Source organism: Fibrobacter sp. UWS1 (genome assembly GCF_002300445.1).
Taxonomy (GTDB): Bacteria; Fibrobacterota; Fibrobacteria; order Fibrobacterales; family Fibrobacteraceae; genus Hallerella; species Hallerella intestinalis.
The window spans coordinates 1229186-1253413 of sequence record NZ_NSGW01000001.1 but is presented as its reverse complement, the minus strand read 5'-3'; the positions used below and the strand labels follow the sequence as shown (position 1 = coordinate 1253413).

Sequence of the window (24228 nt, the reverse complement as noted above, 5' to 3'; positions counted from 1 at the left end):
TAGCAATAAAATGCTGCGGTCTTTTTATGTATGGAGAAAGGGGAGGACTTTTGAATTGACGAAAATTACCAAAAATCGGCACTTTTCCCTATATCGTCCAAAATTTCAAAAAGTCTTTTCTAGTTTCAGAGAGTAAAGGTATATTTAACTTGTAAACTGTACAAGAATTGAGGGCATTTATGGCTTATCCGGTAGCAGAAGTATGGACCGTCTCGGGAAATTTGAACAAAGGCGGAGTCGCTTTTAGCGAGGGAAAAGTCTATGCCTACAATTACAAGAACGGAGAATTTAGCCAAATAGCCGAATCAGACATATCTGCCGACGGATCCTTTACGCTAACTTTTTCTAGATGGAACTTTCAGGAGGGCGATGAAGCTTTAGAGTACCCTACGCTTCAGGTTAGAGTATATGACTATCAGGGGAACCTTCTTTGGACATCAGGCACCTACAATCAGCCCGATTCCACATTGAACATCGGACCTATTGATATTCTAAAACCAGCGGGGCAAAACGGGGATTGTTCGGTATTTGGTACTGTTAAAAATGAGCAGGGCAATATCCTTTCTGGTTTGAAAGTGATTGCCTATTGTTTGCATTTTGAGGAAACTGTAGCAGCAACCAGCACAACTAGACGATTCAAAAAAATTGAACTGGGAACAATCGAAACGGATACGGATGGCAAATACGAAATCTGCTACAATTCTACATTGCTCCCTACAGGTCTTCTACTAGATTCTAAAGAAGATTATGGCAAGGATAAAGTGTCTCTCTATGCGGAAGTCTTTGAACTTGTCAATGGATCTTTTAAATCGCTCGCCATAGAGCATCTTGTATTCAATGGAAAGACCGACCAAGAAATAAATTTCATTCTAAAGAGTAAGCAAAAAACATTCAAATGTGAATTTGAAAAACTGGATGACCTGCTAAACATTTACCATGAGGCGGTATTCTCGGAATATGGTGGCTCCAGCTTGACAGAGAAAACTGCGGCCATTACGACATTCCTGAAATCGAATACGGCATTCCCATTAGTGGCAGGGCGCGAACGTCTGACCGAATCCATAGTCCACGCCTATTTCGTTGCCTACGGACTTTACTATCAACTCCTGAACAGATACAACACGGCAAAAACCACCGAAAAATACGAAGCACTTCAAGAAAACGAAGAAAAAAGATACTGGTGCGAAGTGTTCTTCGCTTTGGCTCTCCGCGAAGATATTTCGACACTATATCAAATTACAAAGCAGAAGCCGACCTCGTTACAAAAAATCTTGTTTGGGGCGGCATCGGATGGTCTCATCTGCGTCGATACGAACAAATTTCTGGAACTCTGGCAACAGTTGCTAGGCGAGGGAGTATCTGCCGATGATGTAGAAAATGAGGACCCCTCTCTTTCCATCAACCAACTGCTGTTTTTGTATCTGACGGGAGATTTGCCTATTGTGGAGAGTGATTCTCCCCGTTATTATTCCGAAATTTCAAAAGATAGTTTTTCTGATCCTCTTTTTGCAAAATTGCTGGATGCCTATTTCCATGTGGGGGCAAAGACGGATGCCTTGATAAAGGTCTTGCAAAAGAATGCATTGCCCGATGAAGCAGAGGAGCAAGCAGATTCCGAAGAGACCACTACAGATTCCGGTGAAACTTCGATACAATCGGGGACGGACATCAAGAATCTGGTGGAATATCCGCGTCTTACCAATGTGGAAGTTTCAAAATTAAAGACCGTTTTTGATTTGAATGATTTCTTTGAAAAATTTGCGGACGGCGTGGTTTGCACTTATCACTACGCATGCACTAAGAATGATTTCGAATTTGAACGGCTGGCGGATTTTGTCAGGCTATTTGAATCCGATTGGGTAAGCGTCGTCGAAGCCGTCGCCACCAATTATGGCAAGCAGTTCGGAATAGCCACCAAGGTCACGGTGGACAATGAAACCACAACAACTTACCCTCAGGCCTTGCCTCCTGAATTCCCCGGAACAAATACTTCGCTAAAGAAGACTATCTATGTTCGGAAACTAGCGGAACTCATCAAGACGTGGTTTCCGCAGCAGGCTTTACTCGTTGATTTGGAAAAGAAATTCGATGACTTCATCGCTTCCGCTACGGCACAAACTGAAGAACCTGATGAAAATGCAGGAGAATCGGTCTCGGTTGAGCTTGATACAGAATTCGTTAATTTGATGCAAGACTGGAAAGATGTCTGCTTGATTTTGCAGGGGGCAGATTGGAAAGATTTCTCTCTGTCCAATACGGATTTGGGGGAATTCCTGAAAGCAAATACCAACATTTCCGTAAGCGATGATTCTAAGGAAAAGATACAGCAACTTCAGCGTCTGTTCCACTTGACGGACTGTGCCATCGCGATAGCCTATTTGGTTAAAGAGGGTTTTGATTCTGCATACAAAATTGCTTCAATGGATGAAGAATTATTTGTGGCTCGATATGGAAATGGAATCGGCAAAACCGAAGATGCTAAACAGATTCATCGCCTTGCAGAAAACTATGTTGTTGAAGCAACTTTAAATATACAGGCTTACGCATCTGATTCATCAACGGAAGATGATGAAACTCTGCCTTCGCTTCCTCGAACGGTTTCTGCCTCCGTGAAATTAGCGGCTCCTAAAAGAACATCTTCTACAAATATTGCAAGCGAAAGGACGGCCACGCGGGATACGGTCAACTGGGCGAAACTTTTTGGCAAGATTAACTATGCCAAGGCAACGGAAGGTCAATCCGTATTAAGTGCTTCCGCATATTATATAGTTGCCCCTTAAAAAGTCACTTCGCGAGCGCAGGATAAGGAGGTTCGCCGTTTTTATTCACCCCTTCCCGGCAAAGGAAGCAACAGTATAGCCATTCCAACAGGACAAAAAAGCGCCTCATGGCCCTCTTGAAGTTGAACGCCGCTGCTGCAAGCTTTGCATTGAGCATGTCGCCAAAGATTCCCTTGTAGAAGTTGCGACCCATGCGGTGGTCGCTCTTCAAGTGACCATTGATTGGTTCGATGCCAGCCCTCTTGCAAAAAAGCTTGTGAGCCTTTTTCTTCTGGTAGTAAGTCGCGTTTTTCTTCGGAACGTCCGGTATCACGATCTTTGTCGTTCCGGATTCCTTTTGTCCGCGGTAGCCTCGGTCGCATGCGGCCCGGCTCGGCCTGAATCCAAGCATTTGTTCAACATGGTCAAGCGTATCGTCTATCGTATGTCCGTCATACTCGTCCCGGAACGAGACCGCGCCGACAATGATACCGTTGTAGCTCCGGGCGATTGACACCTTGTTGCCGAACTCGTATTTCTTGTGTTCCTTGCCCTTGCCGATGCATTTTACTTCGGGTTCGTGAAGCGAATAGACCTTGTCCTTGTCGCATTTCTTCTGTGCCAGAACTTTTTTGAAAAGCTCGATTTTTCCTTTGTACGTGTTCAACAAGTTCTTGCTGGCGAGATTTCGCTCTAATTCACGGACGAGCCGTCCCGCGATTGTCTTCAGCCTGCGATCCGCCTTGTGAGCCTTTTTGGCGTTTTTCGGGTGATTGCGGAAACGCTGGTCACGATGAATCTTCTTCAAGGTTCTCTTGTAGGACTGTCTCTGCGGAAGGCCGCGTTCTTCCACAATTTTCTGCACCTGATCTATTATCTTGTTCGCAAGTTTGGCGTCTGTAGGGAACGTGATGTTCTTTTCCTGCACGGTCGTGTCAAGAAAGACCGTGCCGCATCCTGTCGGTCCTTGTTTATCGTGGTCATCGTTGACGAGGATACTTTCCTTGAGGATCATGTCCAAGCCTTCCTCGCCGATCTTATGCCGGAAGTGGACAAGTTCGCTCGGGTCGCAGGGTTGCTCCGTCGAGAAGAACCGTTCTCCGCAAAAGTACTGGTAATAGGCGTTTTCCTGGAACTGCTCCACGACGGACTCGTCCGATACGTTGCGGATGTGCTTCAGGATGATGAGCCCGGTCATGAGACGGATCGGCTTGTTCGGCGCACCCATTTTGTCGTCAAACAGTTTCGAAAACTCGGTCTCGAACTTGTTCCAGTCAATCTTGTTCGCAAGAACGTAAAGGGGATGCTTGTGGTTCAACTGCTCCTCAAGGGAACAGAAAAGGCTTGTCTGTGCGTGGGATTTCGGAGGTCTATACATGGGAAAAATTGCAAGGTTTTTAATCCCATTTTAGAAATCCTTGCAATAATTTCACAGGGTAGAAATCAATTTTTCCCAACAGTTATGCGGGCTGGGCGGGATTTTAAGGGACGACTATATAGATCTTTTGAAATTCTTGAAAAAGAGCGGTGCCTACAACGCATTCACAAAACGCCGCCCCGATTACCTGAACTTGGAACTCACCAAGGCCAATGCAGAAGTCTCCATGCCCACCATTGATTTAGGCATAGAGCTGTTGGAGGCTCTTGTTGCGGGACCAGTCAGCACAAGCACTGGTTTTGCCTATCCTGTCGCAAACAACAACCCGAAGGAAGCCACAGCCGAGGAACTCCGTGCGGAACCTTTGCCTTTCGATTATGCGATAGGTGATACGACAATAGAAAAAGCTGCCCTGCAAAAACTTTCGCAAAGCGTCTATCCCATTTCGCTCCCGCTGAACCTTGACCGCGAAAAGGTGAGGAAAATCCTTTCTAACCTGTCGCTCCATTTTTACGACATAGCGGAATCCGCTGGAATCACGACAAGGGAACTTCGTTTGGATTCCACGCAGAGAGATTTGATTTCCACTACTCCATTGACTGAAATTCCAACATGGGAAATGTGGGGGCTTAATCAAAGTGGTAATCGAGTTTTGATGCCAAACAAGAACGATTATATAGCAGGTTCCTATATCAATGTTCTCTGCAACCTTTCAATTTTCTTGCAACGTTCTGGTTTGACGATTCAAGACCTGAATGTGATTCTTGAAGATAGTCATTTCCGTGAAGTCAAGTATAAGGCCAAGGATTCCGAATACTATCAGCTTGCGAATATTGACGGTTATCAATTTGTGGGAAGAAATACGGAATTTTCCGGTTGGGCTGATTTTTTCAAGAAGATTGCAGTCCTGTTACATAGAAAAAATATTTTGAGCTGGGATTTGCAGGACTTGCTACTGACCTTTGATTTGAACATTGACCAGTTGGATGTCATTTGTGAAATGTGTTCCCGTTATGGTGTAACGGTACGGGAAGCCTATGTAATGGGCAATGCTGGGTTACTGTCGATCGATGTGCTGAATGAAATTTTCCAGTTGGCAACACCAATTGCCGAAAATGTCCAATTGACCCAAAGGGATTTTGTAAAAATTGCGAAAACAGGCTTTGGCATGGAAAAGGACGAAGCTATTGCAATTTACAAGTATGTCAAGAACGGTTTGTCTGACGAATCTGCTGTGAACCTGATGCAGGAATTTTATCGGTCGGTTCTCTTGCTAAAAACTTTTGGCATGTCGATTGACGCATTGTGGATTTTGAGAAACAATAACATTTTGAACGAGAATTTGAGTGAAGATTTTGACGGCTTGACTGCACTCCGTAGGTTCGCCGATGAGTGGCGAATTATCAGCGGAACATCCATTGATGCCGATTTCTATGTAAAATTGCTTTCTCCTGTAACTGAAGAGGAAGAGGCTGCTGCGGAAACCTTTGCATCAAATCTATATAGTTCTGATTTTTGCGAAAAATTTAATGTTGATGATGAAGCTTCGGTTCCAGATTTGCTTGATGAAACACAGCAGAATTTACGTTTGCTTGTTTTTGCCGAATTTGGTATTGCCGAAGGATTTGGCAATGCCTTGAGTTCCAAAGATGATATTCTTGATTGGGAGAGATTCTATGATGATGCAAAAAATTATGTGGAAACTCTAGGCAGTTGGGATAAAGAAAACGAGGAAAAGCCTAGGTTATCTAAACAATCCTATGCACTATATGCAAACTTAACAAGAAGGGTCTCTGTATACAATTATACTCAGAATTATGTACAGGGAATAGACCTGCGAACGACAATTTTTGTCAATGACACGATGGTGGTTATTGAATATGAAAATCTCAAACCATTGATTTATGCAAATTATGTGACGGACAGACTGCTTTCGGGCGATTTCGATTTTATGTCCCTTGAAAATCGATATGCAAATGACAAGGAATCCCTGGCAGAGGAATTAGGTTTAGAAAAATCTGATTTGGATGAATTGTATGATTGTGGTGGCAAGACCTTTGAAAATTCACTAGAAAAGTGGTTCTGCATTGCCCGCTATTATGAACTTTATTCCAAAACGCACTTGTCGCCGAAGCAATTAAATCATCTTCTAGATGAAGATGATACAGAATACCTTGAAAATGAACAGGTCGCATACAAGGCTGTGGTAAGAAGTTTGGAAATGTCTGTCAAGGATCACACCAAGACTTCCGAATGGCTTAAGTTTGCTCAGGAAATGAACGATGATTTGCGCAAGAAAAAGCGCGATGCCCTTGCCGCTTATGTTTGCTGGGAATCCTGTTCTAACAAGGACGAGGCGAACAGATACCCGCAACAGTTCGTTGACGAAAGCGACATTTATTCGTACTACTTGATGGATGTGAAGATGGAACCGGATATGACCATTTCGCGTATTGTCCAGGCATCCGCATCGATTCAGTTGTTTGTGCAACGTGCCGAGTTGGGGCTAGAAGGAAATGGAATCCTCAATGATGGGCAACGTGGCGAATGGGAATGGATGAAGAACTATCGTGTATGGGAAGCTGCCCGCAAAGTGTTCCTCTATCCTGAAAATTGGATTCAGTCCGATTTGCGCGATGACAAGACTCCTTTCTTCGAAGAACTGGAAGAGCGTATTCAGGAATTTTCTGACGACCATACAAGCCTTGAAAATGCCCTTTTTGAATATCTTGAAAAAATCCGTGAAGTATCGAACATCGAAATTATTGGGGCGACCAAAGAAAATGGGGGCGATGAAGGAGGAATCCTTTACACCTTGCACATCATCGGTCGTACTCAAGGTGAACCCCATACCTATTACTATCGCAAATACAAGGCGAAGGCAATCCTTTCTGGCGAATGGACTCCGTGGGAACGCCTCGATGTGGATATCCCGTCGGAATCGGTTGTCCCGGCCATTGTAAAGCAGCGACTATATTTGCTTTGGCCGCAAATTACATTGGGCCAGCGTAACATAGAAGCGGCATCCGATGGCGGCCTTGAAACGATTGAATACTATGCTCGTATTCAAATATGCTGGACAAGTTATACAGGGACAAAATGGACGGGAACCCGTATGTCAAAGAACGCCCTGTTCGATGCATCGACAAACCAGCTTGATTTTACTCTTGGAGATAATGAAAGCATTGAGGACAGATACAGTCTAAAAACAAGTGCTTCTGACGATTCCATTGCTGTGTCCATTGTGAAAACCAGCTATCATTACCAGGAATTTGAAGAGGTTGTCGGTTCCACCGAAGTGATGGAGGGGCAATCCAAGACAAAAAAGATTACAAAACGGACATACGATTACACAAGGCAGTTCTTCCGTAGGATTGCAACGATAACAGTCGGTGCTGACGAGAGCGATTCCATTTCAATAGATTATGATTCCTCCGAAAAGGTAATTTATGATTATGCCCCGGAAAGAACGAAACTGGTTCATGGAGTTTTCAAGGAAGAAGAAGAGTTTACTTGCGGAAATAAAGGCCTTTATTATCCCGAGGACAATGCCGTCTTGAATTATACTCCCGGTTTGTTCAGGATAGTCTCGACGAACCTTTCGATGCTCCCGCTGGACGGAGAGGACAAAATAGAAGATTTGCCGTTCTTCTATATGGATGGACGGCGTACATTCTTTGTCCAGCCTGTTCCGAAGGATGGCAATGTAAATCAAGCACAGAAAAATTTCAAGTTCGAGTTGATTTCCCATTCGTTGGTCGATGAATTTTACAAGCGTTATCGGGATGGCGGCACCAAGTGGCTTTATACCCGCGAAACGCAGGCTTTGCCCATTTCAGATAGCTACTACTATTCTTATTCCTACTACAACTACTATTTCAGCGTCTATCTCGGCTATTATATGGCAGGAGACTGGCAGTCGTGGGATTTGGGGCAGAACATATTCCGTTTCAATTATCGCCCCGACAAGAAGGGGGTGGATGGCCCCTACCCTGCACCCATGGTGGATTTCGTGTGGGGCGGTGCGAATGCGATGTACAACTGGGAGCTGTTCTTCTATGTCCCGATGCTCATTGCCGAAAAGATGATTGCGGAACAGAGTTACGAAGAAGCTTTGCTGTGGCTGCAACTGGTATTTGATCCTAGAGAAAATTTCTCTGCGTATGAAAAGACAAAACGTTTCATCAAGGATTTGCCGAAGGGTGCCAGATACTGGAGATTCCTGCCGTTCTTTGCCAACAAGGACGCGGACAAGTCCATCTTGCAGATGCTAGGCATTCCGACTAATCGCGATAAGTTGCCCGACCGTACGGCACTTTCTTCCCTTGTCGATAAGTGGAAGAACGACCCCTTCAACCCACATCTGATTGCACGTTATCGCAACGTGGCGTACCAGAAATATGTGGTGATGAAATATCTGGACACCCTTATTGGATGGGGCGATTTGGAGTTCACCAAGGATACTACGGAATCCGTGAATCTGGCAATACAATTCTACTTGCTGGCTGCGGAACTGCTTGGAGCCAAAAACGCGGAAGCGCCGGAACCTGAGCCTTCCGCACCGCTTACCGCGAATGACTTGTTGTCGAATACGGATGACCTTGGCAATGCTTTCATTGAATATGAAAATTCGGCTCTTATTGGCCGGGACAGGGCGAAGGCTGTCAATGCAAGGTCTATGGATGCCAGGGCACGCCGAACGGGGAACATTGTGGAATCCATGTTCTATTTCACCGTGCCGAGAAACGACACCCTGTTTTCGTATTGGGATAAAATTGCCGATAGGCTCTATAAGATTCGCAACAGCCTGAACATCGAAGGTGTCAAGCGGACGCTTTCCCTGTTCGCACCACCCATTGATCCGGGAATGCTCGTGAAAGCTAGGGCGATGGGATTATCTGTGGATTCTATTCTGAATTCTACAAACGACAAGCGTTCCATTTATCGGTTCCGTGTGATAGTCAAACTTGCTGTCGATATGGCAAAGGATGCCGCGGAAATGGGGCGTAACCTGCTTGCCATCCTTGAAAAGAAGGATGCGGAGCAACTGCAGGTGTTCAAGGCCAAGTGCGACAAGGCGGTAATTGCTGAAAGCAAGGCCGTCCACGAGATGGAAGTCAAGTCTCTGGAGGCGGAAAAAGTCCGCCTTGAAGAAAAGAAAACGGCAAAGAAGAGTACATCCAAGAAGAAAAAGGCGATGCACCTTGTTTCGACGGCAGAAAAGAAGTATCAGAAGCTGATGGACAAGGTCGCGAAAATCCAGGAAATTGTCGAAAAGGTCCGCAATGCGGCCTCCGCCACGTTCAAGATTCCTGATTTCAAGTTCGGTGCCGTCACGAATATGTTCGGAGGCCCAAGATTTGACATGGAATCCATCGGCGGAACAAAGCTAGCCGAGAATTTAGTGAGTGCAGCCGAAAGCTATGCGTCGCGATTTGCTCAGCGACAGCTGGATGCCGCCAAGACAAAGTTGCAAGCCGAACTGGAACGCCGTAAGAAGGAATGGACCCTGGAAGACGAGGTTGCAGATGCCGAAGTCGTCGAAGTGGAAAAACAGGAAGTCGTTAACGAAATCAAGACACAACAGGTCGAAAAGAAACACAAGAACATCGAGAACGAAATTCTGCGCTCTGAACAGGTCTATGAAGTTCTAAGCGAGAAGTTTACGAACAATGACTTGTACGTTTGGCTTGAAAAGGAACTGGGCAATGTCTTTAGGCAGTATGTTAACTTGTTGATAGACGTTGCCAAAATGGCGGAAAGGGCGTATCATTTTGAAATTGATGGTTTGATGACATATACTCCAGAGTTCATTACCAATAATTATTGGGAGTCATTCTACAAAGGTTTGCTTGCCCCGGAAAAAATCCTGCTTGATTTGAGAAGGATGGAAAAAGCCTATCTTGAGAATGACAAGCACGAAATGGAAATTACAAGGCCTATATCTCTCAAGAGTTTACAAACTATTGAAAATGGAAACGTTACATCAAGTGGAGTCTTAGATACTCTAAAAGAATCTGGTGAATGTTGTTTTAAAATTGGACTTGAATTGTTTAATGCTGATTTTGATGATTTCTACTTTCATCGCATTAAGGATGTTCGGTTGATTGTGAAACTAAATAATGAAAGTGCTTATTATTTGAATACTAAGCTGTCTTTAGCAAAATGTATGGTTGATATTTGTAAGAATGCAAAAAAAGATGAGGATTTCCGTTCTTTAGGAGACCCGGAAATATTAGCAACAAGTGTCGCCAATAAAGAACCTAGAATTTTTGATTTTAGTTATTCTTCTGATAAGCGAAACCATTTTGAAGGGTGTGGTGCTATTTCGGAATGGGAACTTAAAATAACTGGATTAGATAAAAAGGATGGGGAATATCCCATCGAAGATGTAATCATTTACCTTAGCTATACGGCTAAAAATTAGAGGTGCATATGGATAAGAAAATAATCATTGGACTCTTGATGGGAATTGGCATCGCCTTTTCTCAATCAACCTATCTGACTTCAACCGAGCCGTCAAAGGCAACTATTGATGGTGTTGAGTATTACCAAATTTCCAAATGCACGGAGCTGGCCTGGTTCCGGGATCAAGTTAATTCTGGTAGCACAGAAATTAATGCCATTCTCACGAAGAATGTGAACTGCTATGCAAACTCGTCCATCGATACAACAAATGTGACTAACTGGATTCCTATTGGGAGAGACTCTACTCATGCGTATAAAGGAATCTTTGACGGAAGAGAATATACTATTTCTAACATATTCATGAATAAAAACAATACATTATATGGCTTATTTGGTTATGTATCGGGAAAAATTTTGAATTTAAATACAAAAGGGTTCTTTTATGATCTCCCCTTGACGAATTTGGCGAATGATACTATTGGTGGCATTGTAGGTATGGCTTATAATGGAGCGTTACTGAAAAATTTAAAAAATACTTTATTTGCAAATCAATCGATGATTGACACAATTGGAACGGCATTGTATAAATCCGTGAAAAATGTAAAGTTTGGTTATATTGTCGGTGTTATGGATTCTGCTACTTTAGATGGTTCCGTTTTAAAGAGTTCGGATATTGTAGATACGGCATTTAAAGCAAAAAGAACGCATTTTTTAGTTGGACGTGCGGAAAAATCATTAATCAGAAATAGCGGAATAGAAGCGGTAAATTCTTCCTTATCACTTTATTCAGACTCTACAACTTACGAGAACTCTTATTGTTTTTATACATCATTGAATGCGACGGGATCAGATAATAATTATGTAAATGTATTTTGGAGTAATCAGTATACGTTGTATTTGAATTCTTGGTGTTGGAGGAAACGATATTCTGGAACTGAATATGAATTAAATCGATATTATAGCAATGCAGAACATTATACGGTAATTGATCAAAATTCTATTCAAAACAAGGGTGTAGTAAGTAAACCTATTCAAGACGATGATGATGAACAAGGGTATTTGATTTCTCTCAATGCTGTACTGAATAGTTGGGTCGAGGAACAATTAGATTATGATGTCTATAAAAAATGGAATATTAATCCTGCAGGCTATTCATATTTGGTAGATGTCGATTCGTTGGAACGGGATTTATGGACGGATGATGGTAACTACGATGTCTCTTGGTATAGTTCAGGTCAAACAAATTTCAAAATATCTTCAATTAAGCAGTTAGCGGGACTTGCGGTGATTGCGAATAGCAACAAAAGCGGTTTTCACGATGATTTTAATGGTAAAAAAATTGAACTTTCGGCAAATTTAAATTCTTCTGATATCGCTTCACACATCTGGGTTCCTATAGGAACTCGCGAATCACCTTTTGCTGGAACGTTTAATGGTAATGGTTTCTCTATATCTAAACTCTACACAGATTTAGATTCTAAATGGTCTGGTTTATTTGGATATACAAGGGGATCGATAAATAAAGTAAGGGTTACTGATGCAGAATTTAACGGAAGTATGAGTGGATGTATAGCTTTATACAATAGTGGTGTTATCGATAGTTCTTTTTGCTCTGCCCAAATTTTGGGAGTGTCGTCTCATGAAAAGGATTCACTTCTGTTACGTGAAGGGGTTATTGCTGGAGGGGTTAGCCGGGATACCATTTCTAGGCCAAGATCTGGGGGATTGGTTGCCAGGAATTTTGAAAGTGGAATCGTAAGTAATAGTGAATTCAATGGGTTCTGTCAAATAAACTGTGTCATTTAGTTTTTGTTAGCTAAAAAAAGAGCTTTGAAATTTCAAAATTGAAGAAGCGAAAAGCAAAATCAAAGCGATGTTTTTTCAACTCGATTTTGTCTTTGCGACAACTTCAAATTTCTCCTTTTGAAGCAATTCAAATATAACAAGAAATGATAAAATTATCATTCCTTGTTTGAAAAAAAATCATCCAATTAAAGTTTTTGTGTTTCCGTTTGGGGGCGGAGAAAATTCATTTTGGAATTTGATTTAAGTTGAGTGGATTAAATCTTTGACCAAAAAGAATCGATAATTTTTGTACGCAAGTTGTCCAGTTTTGCAATGGCTTTTTCCACTTCTTTTTGATATTTCGATACGCCAAGTACACGAGTTTTACAAGCGAGTCATCATTTGGAAACAGACCTTTTGTTTTTGTCACTTTTCGAATTTGGCGATGATAACCTTCGACAGTATTTGTCGTATAAATAATGCGACGAATTTCACTTGGATAATCAAAATAACACGAAAGTTTATCCCATTTTTCTTTCCAAGATTGAATGACGATTGGATATTTTTTTGCCCAATTTTCTTCTAATTTTTTTAGTGCAATTTCGGCTTCCGTTTTGGTCGATGCCGCATAAACTAACTTCAGTTCTTTCAAAAATTCTTTTTGTGATTTTGCGTTAATGTACTTGAGTGAATTTCGAATTTGATGCACTACACACAACTGAACATTGGTCTTTGGAAACACGGATTCTATTGCGTCCGGAAAGCCTGAAAGTCCGTCTACACAAGCGATGAGAATGTCTTCCACTCCGCGATTTTTCAAATCGGAAAGGACTTGCATCCAGAATTTTGCACCCTCGCTTTGCGACACATACATGCCTAGCAAATCTTTGTAACCATTTGAATCAACACCGATGACATTGTAAATTGCTCGCGTTGTTACGATGCCTGATTCATCTTTTACTTTGTAATGAATTGCGTCCATCCAAACGATGGGATAAACCGTTTCTAAACGTCTCGTTCTCCATTCGTTAATCTCTGGCCACACGCGTTCTGTGATGTTGCTAATGGTATCGGCTGAAATGTATTCGCCAAAATCATCTTCCAAATATTTTTGAATATCGCGCATACTTTGTCCGAGTCCGTAAAGGCCGATAATTCGGTCTGCAAGACCTTCGGCAAGCACGGTTTGACGTTTCTTCACAATCTCAGGATTAAAGCTTCCTTCGCGGTCTCTAGGCGTGTTTATTTGGACTGCTCCGTATGCCGTTTTTATCTCTTTCGGCATTTTCCCATTGCGCCGATTTTCTCGATTTTCGGGCTTTGTTTTTTCCAAATGAACATCCATTTCCGCTTCTAATGCAGCATTCAAAAAATCTTCCAATACTTGGTGAAATGCTCCGTCTTTGCCAAAAATTGGCTTTCCTGTTTTGAACTGAGATGCTGCTTTTTTGATCATCTCTTTATATTCTTCGTGTGTCATCATAGTTCCTCAATTTACATCATTTTTCAAATGATGCTTGGTGGTGAATGACACAGTTTTATGGATAGAGTCATAAAATTTATTTCAAAAGTCATAGGCTGAACAGAATTACCAACAGGTTCTATTCGAGGATAAATCTTTTTGGCTGCAGAAGTATCATTTTTTTTATTTAAAGTGTCAGAAAACGGTTTATAATTTTCAATTCCAATAGAATCAAACCAATTCTGTTTCTTTATAAAGCCTAACAAAAAACTGTCTTCAGCAACTATACTAATTCTATCAATATCAAAGCTATTGTTCGAACTGTAACTACTTTCATATTCCGCAGGCATACAGCCTATAGAAAAAATCATTACTATCGTAAATCCAATATAAAGCAAAAATTTGCAGTATTTCATATTCTGATTTTACTCTGTCTACCACTATGGAAGAATTTAGCTCTAATCGGAATATAGATTTTTTCCGTCTATCATTCATCATTATATAGGCGGATTTTCGTCGCTAACGCGACTTAGGTTTGTAGTTTAACTTGCGTATAAATATACTCTAAAGGGGTCATAAAGTCAAGCCTTTTTCGAGGCCTGTTGTTCAGTTTATCCTGTATCCAGCGAACTTTCCGGGGAGAGATTCCCTTGAACGACTCCTTCTTGGGAAGATATTGGCGTATTAGACCGTTCATGTTCTCGTTGGCACCGCGCTCCCAGGAGTGGTACGGGTTCGCAAAGTAGTAATCCGCCTTCATAGCTTTCGCTATTTCTGCGTGACAGGCGAACTCCTTCCCGTTGTCCGAAGTGATTGTGAGAATCTTGACTTCGAACGTTTTCTCAAAGTCCTTCAGCGCCCTCACAAGCGTTCTCTTCAGGTCTTTCGCGTTCTTCGTCGGAAGATACCTTATCAGGCTGTAATTCGTCATCCTGTCGTTGATCGTGAGCAGGTTCGCGTCATGGTCCGCGCTGTTTATCAGGTCTATCTCGATGTCGCCTACGCGTGATTTCTCGTCCACGATTGCCGGACGTTCCTCGATGGGCACGCGGCCTACAATCTGGCCTCTCTTGTCCTTCTTCTCCCCGCGCTTACGGTATGGTTTCTTGCCGTGCCGCAAGTGCTTCTTCAGGTCCTCGTCCTTGTTCACATGCCTGTATATCGTGGCGACGCTAGGGACACCCATCCCATCGAGTTTCGCGCGTCCGTTCACCTGTTCGGGAGAGTAGTCTTCCTTGATTTTCCCGTCCACGATTTTCCAGTCGTCCTCGTCGTAGTCGTAATGCAGGTGACTTGTCGCGGCAAGGAGGTCTGCCCGTTCCTGCGACTTGACCGGGTCGTAATGCTGGCGGCCGCCGCCCCTGTTTAGTTCCCTGTAGATTGTGGATTTGTGGACCTTCAGCTGCAAGGCTATGTTTTTCGGGGGGATCTTTGCCGCATTGAGCGCTCGTATTTCGTATCTTTGTGCTTGGTTGAGACTCACCGCCATGTCCTTTTTTGGTAGAATCGGCAAGGTAGAAAAGTTTCGGCCAGGTTCCCCAGGGGCTAGCCCTAGGGAACTTTTTTTCTTCCCGATTCAACCTATATCAGTCGCATTGACGGTGAAAATTCGCGATAGAATAAGTTTCCTTAATATACATAAAAAGACCGCAGCATTTTATTGCTACGGTCTTTAATGTTCTGGATCCTGCGTGCTTACGCATTCAGGATGACGTTCGTCTTACACCTGGTGCCAATGGAGCCAGTTCGCGGCACCTCGGTCATGCCCAAGCGAGCTTGGGCGCGACTCTCGGCTTGCTACACCTCTTCAATAGAAGCGTGGTACTCTTGCAGGCTCTTCACGGTGCCATGGCCATTACGAGCGGCAGCGATTCCCTTGACAGTGTTGTAAGCGCCGGCAAGAGTCGTGATGTAAGGAACTTTGTACTTAATGGCCGCTTTACGGATGGCACTTTCGTCCTGAACGGCATCGCGTTTTGCCCACGGCGTGTTGACGATAAGGTTCACCTGCTTATTCAAGATGATGTCCAAAACGTTGGGGCGGCCTTCGGCAATCTTGTTCACCACTTCGCACTTCACGCCGGCCTTCTCGTAGAACTTGGCGGTACCTTCGGTAGCGTAGATCTTGAAGCCGAGCTTCTGGAATTCCTTACCGATTTCGATGGCCTGTTCAGACAAGTTAACCTTGTCGGACAAGCTAATCAGCACGGCACCTTCGTTCGGGAGGAAGGAACCTGCGGCTTCCTGGCTCTTGTAGTAAGCGAGGGCGTAGTCGTCGGAGAGGCCGAGCGCTTCGATTATGACGACCGTTCGGCTTACGCCTCACTCTCGCCTTCGACGACTCGTTATGACGAGTCGCCTACGGCTCACAGGAGAGCATTGTGGAGGAAACGGTCGATGAGCCGTGAGCAAAGAAGCACTCAAGCGCAAGCTGAATGCGTTTGCGAGAGTGAGGCTTGTAAAGTCGAACGGTCTTGTGAATGGCGATCCGGGGTCACGCCGACAGCCTTGGCAACGTATTCGCGGAGCATGTTCTCGTCGTAGATGACTTCCATGCCGCGGCCGCCGAGAACGAAACTCGGGCGGATCATCACCGGGTAGCCACCGATCTGCTTGACGCAAGCGAGGGATTCGTCGATGTTCGTGGCCATGCCGCTTTCCGGCATCGGGATGCCGAGGTTATCCATCATCTTGCGGAACAGGTCGCGGTCTTCGGCGATATCGATAGAATCGATGCTGGTGCCGAGAATCTCTTTTTGGGCGTTCCCGCACATATATGTGCGGTCGGGCTATATTTTATGGGTTGCCCGGTTCACTTCGTTCCCGCCCAACCTCATAAACGGCACCATAGTGCCGCCCCAAGGGGTCACTATCCCTAACGCGAATGCGGCTAGGCTTGCTTTTTTTACTCAAAAAAGATAGATTATTGGAAAAGAGGACAAAAAAATGACTACGGATGTTTTGAATAAAGAAATTCGAGCCCTGCCTAGCGAGTACATTTCGCAGGTAGAGAAGTTTGTTCTCTACCTGAAACTAAAAATGGAATTTGGGAAGATTGAGCGCGATATGAACGAGACTCTCAACCGCAAAGAGTCTTTTCTTGACGCACTCAAAGGCTGGCGTCAGGGTTGTTCGCCTGATGACGATTTTTCCAAGGACCTTGAGGCTGGACGTGTCGTAGAATATCCCGATGCAAGCAAGGCTAATATCTGGGGGTAAGATGGACAAGAGATTCTTGCTGGATTCCAACCTTATTTCCGAACTTTCCAAACCACAGCCAAATGCCAACGTTTTAACAAACATACAAAGATTTGAGCCTTTATGTGCAATCTCGGCAATAACCTTGCAAGAGGCTCTCTTTGGCATCGAACTTCTGCCAGACGGCTCTCGAAAGAATAAACTGAAGGAATATGTTGAAATCGTAAAACAGAAATTTGATGTCATTCCGTATGACGCAACTGCGGCGGCTTATTATGCCGAGGTAGTCGCCAAATGCAACAAGGCTGGGCAACCAAGACCGATATGCGACTCTCAAATCGCAGCAACAGCCTTGGCCAACGATTTGATTCTTGTAACGCGGAATACAAAAGATTTCGAACCTATCGCAAAAATCACTCCCCTAAAATTGGAGAATTGGTTTGAGACATAGAATTTTTTGAGCTGGTCGAAAGACCCAGGTTCAACCTAACTCGGCGGGCAGACTGTCCCGCCTTTTTTTGGGGGCGTTCCCGCACATATATGTGCGGTCGGGCTATATTTTAGGGGGCTCTATCCCTAATGCGGATTCAAAAGAACCTACAACTGAATTATCTTTTTTGAATTATTTCCTTTTGAGGTTTAAGATTTGGTTTTGTAGGAATATGAACCAACGATGATATTTCGCCCATCTTTATTTCATTAAAGAATCTTTCAGCAAATTCCTGAAAATCTTCAACATCACGCCGTTCATTGGGCTATAAAAAACTAATGTTTTGCTTTGTTCCTATTGCGACTTTCTCGGCTTTTTCCAAAGCCAACTGTTTAAATTTTTCATAATTCACGGTTGTAGGAAGACGACGTTTCGCCAATTCCGGCTGAACATAACATTGTCTAATCACAGTTTCTAAAATATCCAAAGCCATATTTGCTTGATCATGAGTTGGTAATTCTGTCTCATGAGCAACATCATTGCCCAAAAAACGGATCTTATGAAGCATAGAGCATTGAGCATCAGAAATAAGAGACCTGTTTTTCATTTCTGTAATTTTAGATTGCAATTTATCCTTTTGTATTTTAAATCATTTGCAATAGCTTCTACAAGTATTCTTAGCCCAATTCCCGCAAGCAACATGGATTCCGAAGAAACAGCTCTCCGCTTATAAAGAGCCCCTATAAGATCTACTTTCTGAATAAACCTTATTTTATGCGGGTTCGCAAGCGGTTTGACGCTAAAAAAATATAAAATCCTGCGATTCGGGCCATTTTTTTCGGAGCCCTGGTGCTGCCGAAATGGCTGTAGATTTCCAAGAACTCCCTGTCCGTGACGCTCAGCAGGCAGACTGTGGAGCGGGGCTCGAGTGAATGTCACGGTAGCTTGAGTTGTTGAATGAATCTTTTGTATGTATCCTTGAAATAGAATTCCCGCATAAAATGTACTATATTGCGTAAAAAAATAATTATTCATAAAGTTACTTTATCTATAATTTCCTATTGGCGATAACGCAAACAGCCTTTGCCCAAATGACAGATGCGCTTGTCAACGGAAAGGCTATACAGGCCGTCAAAGCGGGCAGCATGATTGAGCCTGTCATATACAAAATTACGGACCTCAATCGGATTTCAGATGCTTTTGTCTCTTATCCGGCAGGAAAAACGGACGAAACTCTAGGACTGAAAATGGATTGCGGCACCTTGCCAAGCGTAAATGCGGAGTGCACCATATTCGGACGCATTCCGGCCAACACATCTGGCGACGAATACGAAGTTTCGTTTATCGCCTAAGGAAACCACGTCGCAGAAACCAGAGAAATTACAATCGGTATAAATGTCACACCACTGAGTGAAAAAGTGGAACTGGTTGACGGAAGCTTGGAACAGAATGTGACCGCCGGAAACGCGATAGATCCCATCGTCTTTGGATACCAAAGTTTGTATCAGGTCAACCTTTCGAGCTTCCCTGAAGGAATTGGATTTGAAAAAGACGAGGCGACTTCAACATTTTCCATTATCGGCGCTCCGGATCAAGATACCCCAACCCATGATTTTGAATATCGAGTAGCCGCCTACACTTCAGAAAAAGATTCTATCGTCTTTAACGGCACGATTTCTGTCGAACAACAAAATTTTGTAACAACATTAGTGACTATCGAAAATGAATCCCAAGATGTCGTCGCAGGTTACGCAATCAAGCCGATTGTGTTTCGTTATGCTCATATGCAAACAGCGGTTGTGGATGGAATTCTAGAGGGCCTCGAAGTCAGCCAGGATAAAGAAAAGGATCTTGTCATTATCTCGGGAAGCATTCCTCAAAATGTTGGAGACAGGGTATTGGCCATTTGCGTAACCGCCAAGGGGAATAACAATGATGCGGAAGCTTCTGCGACGATCAACATCTCGGCAAATCCGGATTATTCCTCCAGCTCTGTTTCTAGTAGCAGTGCAGCGGAGTCCAGTAGTAGTTATCGTGCAGAATCTAGCAGCAGTCAGGAGTTCTCTAGTTCTTCGAACGAACGTTCTGCGATTTACGCTGAACAAAAAGCGTTTCGCGTGAATTTTGCGAACAACGAATTGAATGTGACTTTTGCAAATAAGCCAGGTGCAAACGTGCAAATTTTTGACGTGATGGGTCACCTGATCGAAACGATTCGGATTGACGCTTCGACAACGGTTCACCTTGGGCATTTGCCACGCGGAAAGGCCCTTCTTAAAGTTTCTGGGCGGGGATTTGCCGAAATAATGCAGGTTGTCGTGAAGTGAATTAATTACGCTTCTTTCCCGAGTACGGCGCGGGCGAGCTGATCAGCGCATGATGTCGGCTTCCCGCCGCAGGTGTTCCCGAGCAACTTGGCTGCAATGTCTTCGGCCTTCATGCCTTCGCAAAGTTTTGCAATGGCCTTGAGGTTTCCGTTGCAACCACCCGTAAAGCGGATATTACGGATAAAGTCTCCGTCACGCGTGAACTGAATTGTTGTGGCGCATGTACCTTTTGTCTTGAACGTCTCTTCCATAATAAACTCGCTGTTTTTTTGCATCAAAAATAGAAAGTTTTGGCTCGGAGCGGCATCGCTTCCGGAACTCAAACAAGATAACCAAAGTGGAGTCGTCACAACGGTCGGCGTCGGGCGTGGCACAAAGTATCTGAGGACAAGCCGCTGCCTATTCAAAATCAGAAAGTGCTTGAAGGTACTCGGGTCTTTATCGTCAACTCCTCTGGCATACAAGCGGAAAATATGCAATAAACTCCGATTTTGCCATTCCTTTGTCACGAAATTTGCATATATTTCGTTTGTATGTCAATCAAGTTCATTTCGCCTAAAAAGTCCGTCAATTCCGCGTTTCTCAAGTTGCCTGTTCCTGTCGAAAAGATGGAATATTTCAAGCTTTCGCTCAAGAATCTTTATAGCAAGCGGAACGCAGCGCAGGACGAAGAATACCACAAGGGCGAAATCTGGAACTTTTTGCGTAAGATTTTTGAACCCGATTATTCGGTGCAGGTCAACCGCCCGATAGACTTGTGCGTTTTTAACGGCAATACGGCAAGTGCAAAGCCGGCAGTGATTATCGAAGCGAAGTCGCCGACGAATGCGGCAGAAATGTTTTCGGCGGAGCATCCGAACGTAAAATCGTTGCAGGAACTCGTCTATTACTTTATGCTGGAATACGTGCAATCGGGCAATCACGAAATCAAGTGGCTCGCCATCACAAATTTTGACGAATGGTATTTCTTCGACGTTAAAGACTTTATCCGCTATTTTGGGAACAAGACGAAACCGATATACGATCAGTTCCTGAAATTCAAGGCGAATCAGATGAGCGGCAACAAGACATCTGACTTTTACAACGAAATCGCGAAACCCGCCATTGACGACTTCCTCGCCTCCTGCGACATTAACGTCGTGCATTTCAGCCTTGCAGATGCAATGCGGACGCTTGCCCCAGAACTAAAAAAGTCACATGTCACCCTGGAGCCGAAGGCGATAGGGTCCATGGATTCTATCAGCCCTACGGGCTTCCAGAATGACAATGCGTATTCTCATTCCACATCCCACATTTCACACTCCACACCGCTCCTCCCTCTATTCAAATTCCTCTCCCCGGAAACCCTCCTCGCGAAGCCTTTCGCAAACGACAGCAACAGCCTAGACCGCAATTTTTATGCGGAACTCTTGCACATCATCGGCCTCGAAGAAGTAAAAGAAGAAAAGGGAAGCAAGAAAGTCATCCGACGCAAGAAGCCCGCAAATCGCGACAAGGCGAGCCTCCTCGAAAGTGCAATTTACCAACTCGAAGACGATTTCCCGAACAAGGAAGAATGCGAGGCGATGGCGCTCCGTCTCTGCATCACATGGGTAAACCGCCTGCTGTTCCTGAAACTTGTCGAATCGCAAATCCTCATGTATCAAAAGGGCGATGCATCATACCGGTTCATGAGTACAGACAAAATAGCGAACTTCGACGAACTGAATATTTTCTTTTTCAAGGTACTCGGCAAGAAAATCGAGGACCGCGACGAAGACGTGCTCAAGCGTTACCCGAACGTCCCCTACCTGAACAGTTCACTGTTCGAGCCGACCGAAGACGAAAAGCACCTGAAAATCCGCGGCATTCCCGATGCCCAGATGGAAATTTTCAATAAAACCGTTTTGAAGGACGAACGTGGCAAGCGCGCAAAAGGCTCGCTCCCGAATCTAGATTACATCTTCAAGTTCCTCGATGCGTACAACTTCGCAAGCGATGCCCAAGGCGGCGTGACCTCTACGAGCAAGACGCTCATCAACGCGTCGGTTCTCGGACTCATCTTCGAAAAAATCAACGGCTACAAAGACGGCAGTTTCTTTACGCCGGGGTTCATCACCGACTACATGGCCCGCGATGTGCTGGAACGGACGGTGGTGCAGAAGTTCAACGAGAAAAAGTCCTGGAAATGCGAAAATTTGGAAGATGTCTCGGACAAGATAGAAGATATTTCAGAAGCGAATGAAATTGTTGATGACATCCGCATTGCCGATGTCGCCGTGGGCTCTGGGCATTTCTTGGTGTCGGCCCTTAATCGCCTGCTTGCAATCAAATCGGAATTGAACATTTTGTGCGATGCGGAAGGCAAACGCATCAAACGTCGCGACCTGATTTTGAAAGTGGATAACGACGAACTTTCTGTAGTTGATGACGAGGGCGAACCGTTTGAATACAAGCCCGGCAACGAAGAAAGCCAGCGGTATCAAGAAGCCTTGTTTAACGAGAAACGCCGCATTATCGAGAATTGCCTTTTCGGCGTTGACCTGAACCCGAATAGCGTGAACATCTGCCGTTTGCGTCTTTGGATTGAACTCTTGAAGAACGCCTACTACACCAAGGAAAGCGGCTACAAACAACTCCAGACACTCCCGAACATCGACATCAATATTAAAGTCGGCGATTCGCTGCTGAGCAAATACCCCGTGCAGAACGGACGCTTGATTGCGGATTATCTTACTCGTGATGAACGAGCCGACCGTAAACGGGACAGCCTCAAGAATAGCCTTATTGAATACAGACAACTTGTGCAGGAATACAAAACGGGCAAGTCGCAGAGTTCCAAGATGATGCTCCGGCACAAGATTGCATCACTCAAGAGCCGAATGGTTGAAGACGGACAGATTGAAATGTTCGACGAATACAAGGGCACGGCGGGCGATACCATCGACTTTTCCAATTCGCTCGAATGGATGTTCGAATTCCCGGAAATCCTTGACGAGGTCGGCCGCTTCACAGGCTTCGATGCCATCATCGGAAACCCGCCGTATGTGCAGCTCCAGAGCATGGGCGAGATGAGCGACGTTTACAGCAAACGGGATTACAGTTGCTACAACAAGTCCGCTGACCTTTACTGCCTCTTTGTAGAACGTGCCTACAGCCTGCTGAAAAAGAACGGATATTTCTCGTTCATCATGCCGAACAAGTGGATGCTTGTGGATTACGGCAAGGAACTGCGACAATTCATGAGCCAGACCTCACTCAAGAAAATTCTCAATTTTGGCGATGTCCAGTTCTTTGCCGATGCGACCATTTACGTGTGCATATTCGTATCGCAAAAGTCCGGCGACAAGCTGCCCGTTTTGGCGTGCTCGCTGAACAGCAAGAACTATCACGGCGAATTCGAAAAAGAAGTCAAGGCAGCGACATTCGAGTTCCCGGCAGAAAATTTCGGAGCAAACGAATGGAGCATCCGCAACAAACTCCATGATTCCGTATTGCAGAAAATGAACGTCGGAACGGCTCTGAAAGATATGCCGATTTCTATTTATCGCGGCATTTTGACAGGCTTTAACGATGCGTTTTTTATTGACGGAAAGACGAGAGAAAAACTCATTGCCGAAGACCCTAAGAGCGAAGAACTCATAAAGCCCCTGCTTCGTGGCCGAGACATTAACGCATGGGTGACGGAAAAAGAGGACCAATATCTTATCGGAACTTTTCCGGCATTAAATCTTGATATCGACCAATACCCGGCAATCAAGAATCATCTGCTGAGTTTTGGCATCGAAAAGTTGGAACAGACCGGTGCCAAGCACATTGTGAACGGCGAAGAAATCAAGGCTCGCAAGAAAACCAGCAACAAATGGTTTGAAACGCAGGACCAAATAGGGTATTATAAAGAACTAACTCGTCCCAAAATTATATTTCCGAATATAACAACGGCATTTCCGTTCACGTATGATGAAAATGGAGTTTATCCCAATGACAATAATTTCTTTATTGTCGAAAAAGAAAACGCCATTGCGAACGAAGCGAAGCAATCCACTGCAGAAACAACCTGCGATGTCATTCCCGCGAAGGCGGGAATCTCCTCTCCCTGTGGCTATAACCTACTGAAAGCCCTTCTCGCCATATTCAATTCTAGTCTCTGCAAATTCTGGATATGGCACAATTGTCCCGTCCTTAACGGTGGCACTCGTAAACTGCAAATTGCCTACTTTGAAAACCTCCGCATCCCCCTAGAAAACGCGGAACTCCTGCAACAACTCGCCTCTCTCGCCGATGAAATTATTCGCCTAAAAAAGGAATTGGTGAACAGCAAAAAAACTCAGGTCCCTGAGCCTGCCGAAGGGCCGACCGAAGCAACCCAAAAGCAACTTGCCACCCTCGAAACCCAAGTCAACACCCTCGTCTATCAACTCTACGGTATTACCGATACCGAAGAAATTGAGGCTGTGGAGAAGAGGTGAAAGCCGTCGCGTAAACCTTCATAAAATCATATT

Annotated in this window: 17 protein-coding genes; 8 read left to right on the top strand and 9 right to left on the bottom strand. The window is 44.4% G+C overall.

What is annotated here, in order from left to right:
- Window positions 1–179 precede the first annotated feature (179 nt).
- Window positions 180–2780: a hypothetical protein gene (locus tag BGX14_RS05130; RefSeq protein WP_095879272.1), complete on the top strand. Its 2601-nt coding sequence runs from the start codon at window positions 180–182 to the stop codon at window positions 2778–2780.
- A 4-nt stretch (window positions 2781–2784) separates the two neighbouring features.
- Here BGX14_RS05130 and BGX14_RS05125 read toward each other — a convergent pair whose 3' ends face one another.
- Window positions 2785–4137, bottom strand: a complete 1353-nt coding sequence (locus tag BGX14_RS05125) for an IS5 family transposase (protein ID WP_198951155.1) — start codon at window positions 4135–4137, stop codon at window positions 2785–2787.
- Between the two features lie 136 nt (window positions 4138–4273).
- On the opposite strand from BGX14_RS05125, the gene BGX14_RS05120 reads away from it, so the two are divergent.
- Both BGX14_RS05120 and BGX14_RS05115 read left to right on the top strand, forming a co-directional pair.
- Entirely contained in the window at window positions 4274–10564 is a 6291-nt protein-coding gene (locus BGX14_RS05120) for a neuraminidase-like domain-containing protein (RefSeq protein ID WP_143394144.1), read from the top strand.
- A gap of 8 nt (window positions 10565–10572) precedes the next feature.
- Complete coding sequence (locus BGX14_RS05115; protein ID WP_095879270.1) at window positions 10573–12351, top strand: hypothetical protein; 1779 nt, start codon at window positions 10573–10575, stop codon at window positions 12349–12351.
- 223 nt (window positions 12352–12574) lie between these two features.
- Here the strand turns inward: BGX14_RS05115 and BGX14_RS05110 are convergent, their stop codons facing one another.
- The 5 genes from BGX14_RS05110 to BGX14_RS05085 form a co-directional block, all read right to left on the bottom strand.
- Window positions 12575–13810 (bottom strand): IS256 family transposase, encoded by a 1236-nt coding sequence (locus tag BGX14_RS05110; protein WP_095879753.1) that lies wholly within the window; start codon window positions 13808–13810, stop codon window positions 12575–12577.
- A 26-nt stretch (window positions 13811–13836) separates the two neighbouring features.
- A complete protein-coding gene (locus BGX14_RS05105) occupies window positions 13837–14142 on the bottom strand; it encodes a hypothetical protein (RefSeq protein ID WP_143394143.1) in 306 nt (101 codons plus the stop codon).
- Between the two features lie 179 nt (window positions 14143–14321).
- Window positions 14322–15281 (bottom strand): IS30 family transposase, encoded by a 960-nt coding sequence (locus BGX14_RS05100; RefSeq protein ID WP_095878741.1) that lies wholly within the window; start codon window positions 15279–15281, stop codon window positions 14322–14324.
- 308 nt (window positions 15282–15589) lie between these two features.
- Window positions 15590–16000: a hypothetical protein gene (locus tag BGX14_RS05090; RefSeq protein ID WP_233126416.1), complete on the bottom strand. Its 411-nt coding sequence runs from the start codon at window positions 15998–16000 to the stop codon at window positions 15590–15592.
- Window positions 16001–16212: 212 nt separating this feature from the next.
- A complete protein-coding gene (locus BGX14_RS05085; protein ID WP_073306448.1) occupies window positions 16213–16566 on the bottom strand; it encodes a hypothetical protein in 354 nt (117 codons plus the stop codon).
- Between the two features lie 172 nt (window positions 16567–16738).
- Here BGX14_RS05085 and BGX14_RS05080 point away from each other — a divergent pair, with 172 nt between their 5' ends.
- Together BGX14_RS05080 and BGX14_RS05075 are read left to right on the top strand one after the other, a co-directional pair.
- Window positions 16739–17011 (top strand): hypothetical protein, encoded by a 273-nt coding sequence (locus BGX14_RS05080; RefSeq protein WP_073306446.1) that lies wholly within the window; start codon window positions 16739–16741, stop codon window positions 17009–17011.
- Window positions 17012–17027: 16 nt separating this feature from the next.
- Window positions 17028–17441 carry a PIN domain-containing protein gene (locus BGX14_RS05075; RefSeq protein WP_158223237.1) on the top strand — a complete coding sequence of 138 codons (414 nt, stop codon included), beginning with the start codon at window positions 17028–17030 and terminating at the stop codon, window positions 17439–17441.
- Between the two features lie 304 nt (window positions 17442–17745).
- Here the strand turns inward: BGX14_RS05075 and BGX14_RS05070 are convergent, their stop codons facing one another.
- A complete protein-coding gene (locus tag BGX14_RS05070) occupies window positions 17746–18027 on the bottom strand; it encodes a DUF4145 domain-containing protein (protein ID WP_083545976.1) in 282 nt (93 codons plus the stop codon).
- Window positions 18024–18455: a hypothetical protein gene (locus tag BGX14_RS05065; RefSeq protein ID WP_095879265.1), complete on the bottom strand. Its 432-nt coding sequence runs from the start codon at window positions 18453–18455 to the stop codon at window positions 18024–18026. The genes BGX14_RS05070 and BGX14_RS05065 overlap by 4 nt, the downstream gene beginning before the upstream one ends.
- Window positions 18456–18511: 56 nt before the next feature.
- On the opposite strand from BGX14_RS05065, the gene BGX14_RS05060 reads away from it, so the two are divergent.
- Window positions 18512–18772 (top strand): hypothetical protein, encoded by a 261-nt coding sequence (locus tag BGX14_RS05060; RefSeq protein WP_095879264.1) that lies wholly within the window; start codon window positions 18512–18514, stop codon window positions 18770–18772.
- 66 nt (window positions 18773–18838) lie between these two features.
- Window positions 18839–19747: a T9SS type A sorting domain-containing protein gene (locus tag BGX14_RS05055; RefSeq protein ID WP_095879263.1), complete on the top strand. Its 909-nt coding sequence runs from the start codon at window positions 18839–18841 to the stop codon at window positions 19745–19747.
- A gap of 5 nt (window positions 19748–19752) precedes the next feature.
- Here BGX14_RS05055 and BGX14_RS16460 read toward each other — a convergent pair whose 3' ends face one another.
- Complete coding sequence (locus BGX14_RS16460) at window positions 19753–19998, bottom strand: TIGR03905 family TSCPD domain-containing protein (RefSeq protein WP_095879780.1); 246 nt, start codon at window positions 19996–19998, stop codon at window positions 19753–19755.
- 282 nt (window positions 19999–20280) lie between these two features.
- Between BGX14_RS16460 and BGX14_RS05045 the strand changes: the two genes are divergently transcribed.
- The gene (locus BGX14_RS05045) at window positions 20281–24195 is read left to right on the top strand and encodes an Eco57I restriction-modification methylase domain-containing protein (RefSeq protein WP_095879262.1); all 3915 of its coding nucleotides are present in this window, start codon (window positions 20281–20283) and stop codon (window positions 24193–24195) included.
- The last annotated feature ends 33 nt before the right edge of the window (window positions 24196–24228 follow it).